At 67.3% G+C, this 11,024-nt stretch carries 11 protein-coding genes; 7 read left to right on the top strand and 4 right to left on the bottom strand.

Translation table 11 applies throughout. The features are described 5' to 3' along the window. Positions 1 to 125 precede the first annotated feature (125 nt). Positions 126 to 1,199, bottom strand: coding sequence for a BMP family lipoprotein (locus tag EEJ31_RS13630; RefSeq protein WP_123046835.1), 1,074 nt, complete (start codon positions 1,197 to 1,199; stop codon positions 126 to 128). A 100-nt stretch (positions 1,200 to 1,299) separates the two neighbouring features. Then, positions 1,300 to 2,421 carry a mannose-1-phosphate guanylyltransferase gene (locus EEJ31_RS13635; protein ID WP_123046836.1) on the bottom strand — a complete coding sequence of 374 codons (1,122 nt, stop codon included), beginning with the start codon at positions 2,419 to 2,421 and terminating at the stop codon, positions 1,300 to 1,302. A gap of 125 nt (positions 2,422 to 2,546) precedes the next feature. Between EEJ31_RS13635 and sdhC the strand changes: the two genes are divergently transcribed. Genes sdhC through EEJ31_RS13655 form a run of 4 tightly spaced genes read left to right on the top strand, consistent with a single transcriptional unit; the run spans position 2,547 to position 6,025 of the window. Beyond that, positions 2,547 to 2,963, top strand: a complete 417-nt coding sequence (sdhC, locus tag EEJ31_RS13640) for a succinate dehydrogenase, cytochrome b556 subunit (protein ID WP_123046837.1) — start codon at positions 2,547 to 2,549, stop codon at positions 2,961 to 2,963. A gap of 9 nt (positions 2,964 to 2,972) precedes the next feature. Further along, positions 2,973 to 3,428, top strand: coding sequence for a succinate dehydrogenase hydrophobic membrane anchor subunit (locus tag EEJ31_RS13645; RefSeq protein ID WP_123046838.1), 456 nt, complete (start codon positions 2,973 to 2,975; stop codon positions 3,426 to 3,428). A gap of 18 nt (positions 3,429 to 3,446) precedes the next feature. Continuing rightward, the gene (gene sdhA / locus EEJ31_RS13650) at positions 3,447 to 5,264 is read left to right on the top strand and encodes a succinate dehydrogenase flavoprotein subunit (RefSeq protein ID WP_123046839.1); all 1,818 of its coding nucleotides are present in this window, start codon (positions 3,447 to 3,449) and stop codon (positions 5,262 to 5,264) included. A 2-nt stretch (positions 5,265 to 5,266) separates the two neighbouring features. Next, positions 5,267 to 6,025, top strand: coding sequence for a succinate dehydrogenase iron-sulfur subunit (locus EEJ31_RS13655; RefSeq protein ID WP_123046840.1), 759 nt, complete (start codon positions 5,267 to 5,269; stop codon positions 6,023 to 6,025). 39 nt (positions 6,026 to 6,064) lie between these two features. Here the strand turns inward: EEJ31_RS13655 and EEJ31_RS13660 are convergent, their stop codons facing one another. After that, complete coding sequence (locus EEJ31_RS13660) at positions 6,065 to 6,751, bottom strand: hypothetical protein (RefSeq protein WP_123046841.1); 687 nt, start codon at positions 6,749 to 6,751, stop codon at positions 6,065 to 6,067. Positions 6,752 to 7,039: 288 nt separating this feature from the next. On the opposite strand from EEJ31_RS13660, the gene EEJ31_RS13665 reads away from it, so the two are divergent. From EEJ31_RS13665 to EEJ31_RS13675, 3 genes are read left to right on the top strand one after another with little or no spacing between them, the layout of a single operon-like run. After that, complete coding sequence (locus EEJ31_RS13665; protein WP_123046842.1) at positions 7,040 to 7,888, top strand: exodeoxyribonuclease III; 849 nt, start codon at positions 7,040 to 7,042, stop codon at positions 7,886 to 7,888. 30 nt (positions 7,889 to 7,918) lie between these two features. Further along, positions 7,919 to 8,980: a tryptophan--tRNA ligase gene (gene trpS / locus EEJ31_RS13670; protein ID WP_123046843.1), complete on the top strand. Its 1,062-nt coding sequence runs from the start codon at positions 7,919 to 7,921 to the stop codon at positions 8,978 to 8,980. Further along, positions 8,980 to 9,537: a GNAT family N-acetyltransferase gene (locus EEJ31_RS13675; protein WP_123046844.1), complete on the top strand. Its 558-nt coding sequence runs from the start codon at positions 8,980 to 8,982 to the stop codon at positions 9,535 to 9,537. The genes trpS and EEJ31_RS13675 overlap by 1 nt, the downstream gene beginning before the upstream one ends. A 181-nt stretch (positions 9,538 to 9,718) precedes the next feature. On the opposite strand, the gene EEJ31_RS13680 is transcribed toward EEJ31_RS13675, so the two are convergent. Next, positions 9,719 to 10,606: an endonuclease domain-containing protein gene (locus EEJ31_RS13680; protein ID WP_148040193.1), complete on the bottom strand. Its 888-nt coding sequence runs from the start codon at positions 10,604 to 10,606 to the stop codon at positions 9,719 to 9,721. Between the last annotated feature and the right edge of the window lie 418 nt (positions 10,607 to 11,024).

Consider the following 11,024-nt stretch of genomic DNA (forward strand, 5'->3'; position numbering starts at 1 on the left):
ACCTCCAAGATGCGGCCCTGCCTCCGGCAGGGGCTGTGTGGCTACAGGCTACCGAACAATGTCCTGCTCAAAAGAGCAAAATCTGATCGGTGCCGAACAGTTACCAAGCCGAGATCATAGCCGGTTCAAAGCGGCGAGCTGGGGCTCTCGACGGTGACGATTCCAGCGATGATCGCCTGCCTGATCTGGTCGACCTCCTTGGCGAGGTCGGGCGAGACCTGCGCGGCGCGCTCGTGGAACGGAGCGATCTCGACGCCGCCGTTCTTCAGCGTGCCCACGTAGGGGGCGTTGTCGAACGTGCCCTTCATGTCGTCGCCGATGATCTGCACCACGGCGTCCTGCGTGTTCTTCATCACACTCGTCAGCACGATCGGCCGGTACTCCGCCGGAAGGGTCTCGTAACCGTCGTTGTCGACCCAGATGAGCGAGGCGTCCCCGGACTCCAGAATGGCAGCGGCCGCACCCTCACCGACCTGCCCTGCGACGGGAAGGATGATGTCGGCGCCCTGGTCGAGGAGTCCCTGGGCGACCGCCTTGCCCTTGTTGGTGTCTTCGAAGTCGCCGGTGAACGTGCCGTCCTGCGTGGCCTTGTCCCAGCCGAGCAGGGCAACGCTGGTGCCGTGCACCTCGTTGTACTTGGCGATGCCGTCGGCGAAGCCGTCCATGAACAGGGTGACCGGCGGCTGGTTCCCGCCACCGAAAGTGCCGACCTTGCCGGTCTTGCTGACGCCCGCCGCGAGGTAGCCGGCCAGGTACGCGGCCTGCGCGGTGTCGAAGACGATGGGCTTGATGTTCGCGCCGTCGACCTGCTCGTCGACAATCGAGAAGTGCACGTCGGGGTTGGCTTTCGCCTCCGCGGTCGTGGCGTCGGCCAGCTCCCAGCCCACGGTCAGGACGAACTGGCAGCCGGTGCCGACCGCCTGGGACACGTTGGGCGCGAGGTCGGTCTCGCCGGTCGACACGATGGCGTCCACGTCGATGCCGTACTTCTCCTTGGCCTGCTTGAGACCCTCCCAGCTCGACTGGTTGAAGGAGCGGTCTTCGAGCCCGCCGGAGTTCGTGACCATGCGGGCGCAATAGTCCGGAGCGGCGGAGGCTTTGCCCGTGGCCTCGGGCGTCGGCGCGGGCGCGCAGGCGGCGAGCATCGCAACGGATGCCAGGGCGACGGTGAACGAAAGAACGAGACGGCGGCGTGACATCAGTGCGGAGCCCCTTGCTGTGAGGTATGTGCTGTGGGACCGATTCTAGGGGAGAGCCAAGAAAAGCTCAGCGGGCGTTTCGGCGCCCGGCGCGAGAAGGCTAGAGCACGTCGCTGGAGCCGGAGAGCTTGAGCGCGTCGACCACCGACTTCACCTTCTGCGCGTTGGCGCTGGTGGTCACGAGCAGGGCGTCGGGGGTGTCGACCACGACGATGTTCTCCACGCCGACGAGCGCGATCATCCGCTGCGTGCTGCTCACCACGATGCCGCTCGACGAGTCGGCGAGCACCCGGGCGTTCTCCCCCACGATCGCGAGGTCGCGCTTGCGGCCCCCGGAGTGCAGTTTGGCGACGGATGCGAAGTCGCCCACGTCGTCCCAGCCGAATTCACCCGGGATGACGGCCAGCTGGCCGCGCGCGGCCACCGGCTCGGCGACGGAGTAGTCGATGGCGATCTTCTTCAGCTTCGGCCACACCTGGTCGACGACCGCTCCGCGGGCGGGGGTGTCCCACGCCTCGGCGAGTTCGAGAAGGCCGGCGAGCATTTCCGGCTCGGACGCGCCGATCTCCTCGAGGAGGCGGTCGGCCCGGGCGATGAACATGCCCGCGTTCCAGAGGTAGTGCCCGTTGGACAGGTACCGCTTGGCGGTGGCCAGGTTCGGCTTCTCCACGAACGACGTCACGGCGAGGGCGTCTCGCGCCCCATCGATGGGCAGCGCCGATCCGCACTTGATGTAGCCGAAGCCGATGGCGGGCTCGGTGGGACGGATGCCGATCGTCACGATGTAGCCGGCATCCGCTGCCACGACGGCCTCACGGACCGCGTGCCGGAACAGTGGCGCGCTCTGGATGACGTGATCGGCGGCGAAGGAGCCGATGATGACGCCGGGCTCGCGCTTGTTCAGGATCGCGGCGGCGAGGCCGATCGCGGCGGTCGACTCCCGGGGCTCACTCTCCAGCACGACGTTGTGGTCGGCGAGCTCGGGCAGCTGGGTCTCGACGGCCGCACGGTGGGCGCGCCCGGTGACCACCATGATCCGCTGGTCGCCCGAGAGCGGCGCGAGCCTGTCCCACGTGTCGCGGAGCAGCGTCTGGCCCGACCCGGTGAGGTCGTGCAGGAATTTCGGCGCGTCGGCGCGGGAGAGCGGCCACAGCCGGGAACCGATGCCGCCGGCCGGGATCACACTGTAGAAGCGGTCGAGAACGTCTGTGGGGTGGGGCATCCAGACAGACTACTGGGAGGGCCTGAACGGGAGGGGCCTGAGAGGGTGCCTAGAATATATACAGGTTCAGTCACGTCGACGTTCGAGTCGCGTTGAGGCCGCTATCGAGCCAGGGAGGGTTGTTCATGCCAAACGAATCGGCAGGAACCCTGACATATCAGCAGAAGACGTCATCACGGATTCCGGCAGGCACCTTGTACCGGGGCCACTCGGGCATGTGGTCGTGGGTGCTGCACCGCATCACCGGCGTCGCGATCTTCTTCTTCCTCCTGGTGCACGTGCTCGACACGTCACTGGTGCGCCTGAGCCCCGAGGCCTACAACGACGTGATCGGCACCTACCAGACGCCCATCATGGGTCTCGGCGAGGTCGCCCTGGTCGGCGCGATCGTGTTCCATGCCTTCAACGGCATCCGCATCATCCTCATGGACTTCTGGAACGCCAACTACTCCAAGCTGATGTTCTGGATCGTCGTCGCGCTCTGGGTGATCACGATGCTGGGATTCGCACCCCGCCACCTGATGAACGTCTTCAGCCACTAGGAGGGGCACATGTCAACCACCATCGAAGCCCCCCGCAGTCCGTACAGCCGCCCGCCCCGCACCCGCGGCGGCGTGAGCTGGGAGAAGTGGGGCTGGATCTACATGCGCGCCTCCGGCGTCGTGCTGATCGTGCTCATCTTCGGCCACCTGTTCGTGAACCTCATGATCGGCGATGGCGTCGACGCGCTCGACTTCGCCTTCGTCGGCGGCAAGCTGTCGAACCCGTTCTGGCAGGTCTGGGACGTCCTCATGCTGTGGCTCGCCCTCATCCACGGCGGCAACGGCATGCGCACCATCGTGAACGACTACACGACCCGGCCGATGACGGCCCGCATCCTCAAGGCCGCGATCCTCGCCGCCGTCGTGGTGCTGATCGTGCTCGGCACGCTCGTCGTCTTCACCTTCGACCCCTGCCCGGCCGGCTCCCCCGCCGACCTCCTGCCCTCGTTCTGCCCGGCCAGCTAGGAGCTGCAAACAAAAATCATGACAACGGATGCCACTGTGAACGCGCCCGGAGAGTCCACCGTCGTCGACGGAGTGCACTATCACCAATTCGACATCGTGATCGTCGGGGCGGGCGGTGGTGGCATGCGAGCCGCCATCGAGGCCGGGCCGAACGCCAAGACAGCGGTCATCTCCAAGCTCTACCCCACCCGCTCGCACACGGGCGCAGCGCAGGGCGGCATGGCCGCGGCGCTCGCGAACGTCGAGGACGACAACTGGGAGTGGCACACCTTCGACACCGTCAAGGGCGGCGACTACCTCGTCGACCAGGACGCGGCGGAGATCCTCGCCAAGGAGGCCATCGACGCGGTCATCGACCTCGAGAACATGGGCCTGCCGTTCAACCGCACGCCGGAGGGCAAGATCGACCAGCGCCGCTTCGGCGGCCACACCCGCGACCACGGCAAGAGCCCCGTGCGCCGCGCCTGCTACGCCGCCGACCGCACCGGCCACATGATCCTGCAGACGCTGTACCAGAACTGCGTGAAGCTCGGCATCAACTTCTTCAATGAGTTCTACGTGCTCGACCTCGTGATGACGGACGTCGACGGGGTACCGCAGCCGAGCGCCGTGGTCGCCTACGACCTCTCGACCGGCGAGCTGCACGTCTTCCAGGCCAAGGCGTTCATCTTCGCGACCGGCGGCTTCGGCAAGATCTTCAAGACCACCTCGAACGCGCACACCCTCACCGGCGACGGCGTCGGCATCATCTGGCGCAAGGGCCTCCCGCTGGAGGACATGGAGTTCTTCCAGTTCCACCCGACCGGGCTGGCCGGCCTCGGCATCCTCCTCACCGAGGGCGCCCGCGGCGAGGGAGCGATCCTCCGCAACGTCAACGGCGAACGCTTCATGGAGCGCTACGCGCCCACCATCAAGGACCTCGCGCCGCGCGACATCGTCGCCCGCTGCATGGTGCAGGAAGTGCAGGAGGGCCGCGGCGCCGGGCCGCACAAGGACTACGTCTACCTCGACTGCACCCACCTGGGCGCCGAGGTGCTGGAGACCAAGCTCCCCGACATCACCGAGTTCGCCCGCACCTACCTCGGCGTCGACCCGGTCACCGAACCGGTGCCGGTCATGCCGACCGCGCACTACGCGATGGGCGGCATCCCCACCACCAACAACGCCGAGGTGCTGCGCGACAACACCACCGTCGTCCCGGGCCTGTACGCGGCCGGCGAGTGCGCCTGCGTGTCGGTGCACGGCTCCAACCGCCTCGGCACCAACTCGCTGCTCGACATCAACGTGTTCGGCAAGCGCGCCGGCAACAACGCCGTCGAATACGTGAAGACCGCGGACTTCGTGCCGCTGCCCGCCGATCCGGCGGCCGGCGTGCGCGGAATGATCGAAGGCATCCGCTCGTCGACCGGAACCGAGCGCATCGCGGCGATCCGCAAGGAACTGCAGGAGCAGATGGACGCCAAGGCGCAGGTGTTCCGCACCGACGAGACCCTGGCCGAGGTCACGCAGACCATCCACCGGCTGCGCGAGCGGTACAAGAACATCAGCGTGCAGGACAAGGGCCGCCGCTTCAACACCGACCTCCTCGAAGCCGTGGAGCTCGGCTTCCTGCTCGACCTGGCGGAGGTGGTGGTGTTCTCCGCCCGCAACCGCAAGGAGAGCCGCGGCGGCCACATGCGCGACGACTACCCCAAGCGCGACGACGAGAACTACATGAAGCACACCATGGCCTACCTCACCGGCGACCCGCATTCGGCGGATCCCGGTGACCACATCTCGCTGGACTGGAAGCCCGTGGTGATCACCCGCTACCAGCCGATGGAAAGGAAGTACTGACGGTGAGCACCGCCACTGCCTCTCCGGCGGCCACGCCGGAGACGATCGAATCCTTCACGGTCACGCTGATGATCCGCCGCTTCATCCCGGAGATCGACACCGAGCCGCGCTGGCAGGACTTCGACGTCGAGCTCTACGCGACCGACCGCGTGCTCGACGCGCTGCACAAAATCAAGTGGGAGCAGGACGGCTCCTTGAGCTTCCGCCGCTCGTGCGCGCACGGCGTGTGCGGCTCCGACGCCATGCGCATCAACGGGCGCAACCGGCTGGCATGCAAGACGCTGATCAAGGACCTCGACATCACCAAGCCCGTCTACGTCGAGGCGATCAAGGGCCTGCCGCTGGAGAAGGACCTCATCGTCGACATGGAGCCGTTCTTCGAGTCGTACCGCGAGGTCCAGCCGTTCCTCATCGCGGGCAGCAAGCCCAAGGACGGCAAGGAGCGCATCCAGTCCGTCGCCGAGCGCGAGCGCTTCGACGACACGACCAAGTGCATTCTCTGCGCGGCATGCACCTCGAGCTGCCCGGTGTTCTGGACCGACGGGCAGTACTTCGGCCCCGCCGCGATCGTGAACGCGCACCGCTTCATCTTCGACTCCCGCGACGACGCCGGCGGCGTGCGACTCGACATCCTCAACGACAAGGAAGGCGTGTGGCGCTGCCGCACCACCTTCAACTGCTCCGAGGCCTGCCCGCGTGGCATCCAGGTCACCCAGGCGATCGCCGAGGTCAAGCAGGCCATCATGCGCGGGAAGGCGTAACCCACCCGCAGTAATCACGTCAGGAACTCGCCCGGCCGCTCATGGAGCGTCCGGGCGTTTTCCGTTCTCCTCGTGAGAATCGGCCCCGGTCACGGGGCCGACTCGGTCGTCGGGGAGGCTGACGAAGGGTCCGACGCGTTCGCCGGGCCCGTGCGGTTCGACCGGGTGCACGCGGGCGTCTGGCGCGGCGGGCGTGGCTGGCAGGTCGGGCGCCTCGTACGGCCGTTGCGACGATCGGTCGATCTTCTCGAGCTCTTCGAGCTCCGTGAGGGCCTCGCGGTCCGCCTGCTCCGCGAACGCCGCCTGCCTGGCCAGCTCGGCCTGCTCGGCCACGAGCTGCTCCTCGTCGCGCCGCTGCTTGCGTGAGGCGAACACCGCGAACAGCAGGCCGAGGAGGATGAGGCCCCCGGCGAGCGGGAGGAGCCAGATCGCGTGGAAGCCCGTGTCGGCCAGCTCGGTGCCCGACACAGCGCCGGTTGTCGCACTGCCGGTGATCGGGGCGGAGGCGAGCGGGAGGGAACCTGCACTCGAAGCCGGTGGCACCGCCTCGGGTTGCGGTGCCACCAGCTGATCGGGGAGCAGCTCGCCGCTGCCGGCGACGAACTGCGGTGAAATGACGGGGAGGGGGCTTATGGGGTGTTCGATCACCAGGGGCGCCAGGACCGAAGCGCCCTCGGCGTACGCGGGAAGGGCCAACCAGCCACCGAGCACGGTGAGTGCGATCACCGTCCCCACCGTGCGGCGAAGAACGCTCTTCGCCGCCGGTGGACTCTCCAGGCCGGGGCCGGGAAAGGGGGGTTTCGGATACATGACGTCAAACCATCCACATTCGGGTTATGGAAGTCCGGGCCATGTGGACCGGCATTCGAAATGATGACAGAGGCCGCAGACCCCCACAAGACCTGAGAACGACTCACGTCGCGATTCCCCCCGAAGTGGGGGTGCGCATCCGCCTTACCCGGGGGCGAGGCGGCGCCTTCGTCGCGTGTCGGAGCGCCCCCGTAGAATTACTCTATGTCCTCGCCTGATGCCGCCGCACCCCTTCGGATCGCCACCATCAACACCAACGGCGTCCGTGCTGCCTTCCGCAAGGGCATGGGCGGCTGGCTCGACAATCGGGGCGTCGACATCCTGGCCATCCAGGAGGTTCGTGCGTCAACCGAAGACCTCGAGAACCTCCTCGGCTCGGAGTGGAACATCGTCCACGAGCCGGCCACCGCCAAAGGGCGGGCGGGCGTCGCCATCGCCAGCCGCAGGTCGGCGTCCATTCACCGCGTCGAGCTGGGCGCCGAGGACTTTGACAGCGCGGGCCGCTGGCTCGAGGCCGACTACGAGGTCGGCGGCCGCATCGTCACCGTCGTGAGCACCTACGTGCACTCCGGTGAGGCGGGCACGCCCAAGCAGGACGCGAAGTTCACCTTCCTCGACGCGATGCTCGAACGGATGCCGCACCTCGCGGCCCACAGCGACCTCGCCGTCGTGCTGGGCGACCTCAACGTCGGGCACCGCAAACTCGACATCAAGAACTGGCGCGGCAACGTCAAGCGGGCGGGATTCCTGCCCGAGGAGCGCGCCTATTTCGACCGCATCCTCGGTCACGAAGACCACCCCGCGTACAACAACGGGGCGGGCCTGGGCTGGGTCGACGTCGGCCGCAAGTGGGCCGGTGACGTCGACGGGCCGTACACCTGGTGGTCGTGGCGCGGGCAGGCCTTCGACAACGACACCGGATGGCGCATCGACTACCACCTTGCGACGCCGGCTCTGGCGGCATCCGTTGTCAATTACGCTGTCGATCGGGCCGCGGCCTACGACGAGCGATGGTCGGATCACACGCCTGTCGTCGTCGACTACGCCATCTGACCCGCTCCACTTCTCTAAGGTTCCGTGACCATGACTGCAAAACCCCGCCTGTACTCCGGCATGCAACCGTCGGCCGAATCGCTCCAGATCGGCAACTACATCGGTGCGCTGCTGAACTGGAAGCAGCTGCAGGAGACGCATGACGCGTTCTTCTCGATCGTCGACCTGCACGCACTGACCGTCGCGCAGGATCCGGCCCTGCTGGCCGAGAACACCCGCCGCACCGCCGCGCAGTACATCGCGGCCGGCATCGACCCTGCGTCGTCGACGCTCTACGTGCAGTCGCACGTGCCCGCGCACGCCCAGCTGGCGTGGGTGCTGAACACCATCACCGGGTTCGGCGAGGCGAGTCGGATGACCCAGTTCAAGGACAAGTCCGCCCGGCACGGGACCGACGCGACCACGGTCGGGCTGTTCGCCTACCCGATGCTGATGGCCGCCGACATCCTGCTCTACAACACCGAGATCGTGCCGGTCGGTGAGGACCAGCGGCAGCACGTCGAACTCACCCGCGACCTCGCGACCCGCTTCAACTCGCGCTTCGGCGACACGTTCGTGGTGCCCGAGGTCGACATCGTCAAGGAAACGGCGAAGATCTACGACCTGCAGAACCCGACGGCGAAGATGTCGAAGTCGGCGTCGTCGCCGGCCGGCGTGATCTGGCTGCTCGACGAGCCGTCGGTCACGGCGAAGAAGATCATGCGCGCGGTGACGGATGCCGAGGGCGGCGTGGTCTTCGACCGCGAGAACAAGCCAGGGGTGTCGAACCTGCTCACCATGTACTCGGTGCTCGCGGGGCGTTCGATCTCCGAACTGGAGGACGAATACGCCGGACGCGGCTACGGCGACCTGAAGAAGGGGCTGGCCGAGGTGGTGACGGGCACGTTCGGGCCCATCCGCGAGCGGGTGCTGGAGCTGCTCGACGACCCGGCCGAGCTCGACCGGCTGCTCGCGCACAACGCGGAGCGGGCATCCGCTGTGGCGGAGGAGACCCTGGCGCGGGCGTACGACCGGGTGGGGCTCCTGCCGCGGGCCGGGGCCGTGCGGCCGGGCGACCTGGCCGCTGCCGTCGACGTCGCCGCCCAGCGCTGATGCAGCCGCTCCCCCTGCAGTCGCCGGTCCTCCGGCTCGACCAGCCGGTGCTCGCCGATGCGCCGCGCATGTTCGAGTACTGCCAGGACCCGGTCTTCGAGCGGTTCCTGACGGTGCCGTGGCCGTACAACGAGTCCGACGCGGAGACGTTCATCTCCCGGTACATCCCGGGCGCCTGGCGCTCCGACGAGGAGTACACCTGGGCGTTGCGGCAGGGCGACGAGTTCCTCGGCGTGATCAGCCTGCGGGTGCCGACCGGATCCATCGGCTTCTGGCTCGGGGCGCAGCATCGCGGTCACGGGTACATGCCCGAGGCCGTGCGCCTCGTGGCCGACTGGGCGTTCGCGAACCGCATCGTGGATTCCATCCAGTGGGAGTGCCTGGTGGGGAACGTGCCGTCGGCGCGGGTCGCGCGGAAGGCGGGGTTCACGTTCACCGGCACCGCCGCATCCGTTGCGCCCTACCGAGACGGGTCGCACCCGTCGTCGTGGCAGGCGCTGCTGCGCGCCTCCGACGACCGGGCGCCGAAGTCCGGCTGGCCCGCCGACGTCGCCTGACCCCCGCTTCCCCGCTCCCGCTCCCCCGCGCCACTCGTGCCCCCGCGTTCCCCGTCCCCGTCCCCGTCCCTCGCGGGGAACGCGCATAACTCCTTCAATCTTGAGTGCACAGTGTCGGCGCAGCACTGATTCACCGCTCCGTCGTGGCCATCAGCAGGGACACCGTTTGGATTCGAAGGAGTTATGCACGGCGGCTACCTTGCCGGCCGATGAGCACGAGCTCGCGGATCGCCCTGATCACTGCATCGGGATCGAACATGATGGTCTGGTACAGCACGCGCAGGGTAAGGTAGCCGCGCTCGGCGAGCATTCGGTCTCGGTTGATGTCCCGAACGCGCTGTTCCCACGTGCTGTGGAATTGGTGGCTATCAGCCTCGACCGCCACGCACTTCTCGACGAGCACGTCCACGCGGCCGACGCCGGGAATCGCCACCTGGATTTCGCACTCCATTCCGGCATCGATTACAAGGCGGCGGAGTACGGTCTCCTGGCCCGCCTCCGACCGGGCATCGATCTGACGCCTCAAGTCACGGTGCGTCCCCGGCACGCTGGCGAAGATTTCGGGTAGATCGGCGTGGTTGATCACGCCCTCGTGCAGCGCGGTGTCCAGCGCCGCGAGGGCGAGGTTGTGCGCCTGGCAGCAGATGATCTGTGCCAGCGCATCGCGTGCGCCCACGCAGTAATCGGTGCCGTCGGCCGGGTCGATCAACGGCCGCCAGTGGAGTTCAACGCGGTCCCGCGGCCCAGCGTTCAGCGGAATCCTCCTCGACACCGGGCTACGAAGACGGGAACTCAGTGGTGGGATATGGACGTGCGTAAAGCGCTTGTCCAATGCGAAGATGCCGAGCTCCGCGGCAGCAGAGACGCAGCCCAGCCGGCCCCCGACCCGGACGGCTTCCAGGATGTGCTGGTCCGTGCCCGGCAACGCGTAGTGGTCGCGACGCACTCTCAATAGCGTCTTGCCCCGAACCGCGGCGGTGATCGCAGCTGGGCGCATGCCCGTGCTCAAGAGTTCAGCGCGGCTCACGATGCGACGTGATCCGAATTCGAAGTCCGAGTTGATGTTCACGAACCGATGGTGACTGAAGCCGTGCCCGGGTTCTCATCCCGTCAGGAATCCGGGGAGAACCTGCGTCACGGCCGGCCTGTGCATAACTCCTTGAGAAACAACAAGACGCGAATGTCGGGCCGCGGGAACGCACGGGCGCGGAAGGAGTTGCCCCCGAATTGAAGGAGTTATGGACGCCACCTGGCGGTCAGCGCTCGCTCGACAGGGGGCAGACCGCCTCAGACACACAAAAGCCCGGCGCCGCGTGAGCGGAGCCGGGCTTCCGTCGACGGATGCCGGGCGCGTTACTGCACGTCGTCGTCGACCCAGTCGAGGGTTTTGGTGACGGCTTTTTTCCAGTTGCGCAGGAGCCGGTCGCGTTCGGCGTCGTCCATCTGGGGTTCCCAGCGCTGGTCTTCCTGCCAGTTCTGGCGGAGGT

The sequence above is a fragment of the Cryobacterium tepidiphilum genome (assembly GCF_003716325.1).
GTDB classification, from domain to species: Bacteria; Actinomycetota; Actinomycetes; order Actinomycetales; family Microbacteriaceae; genus Cryobacterium; species Cryobacterium tepidiphilum.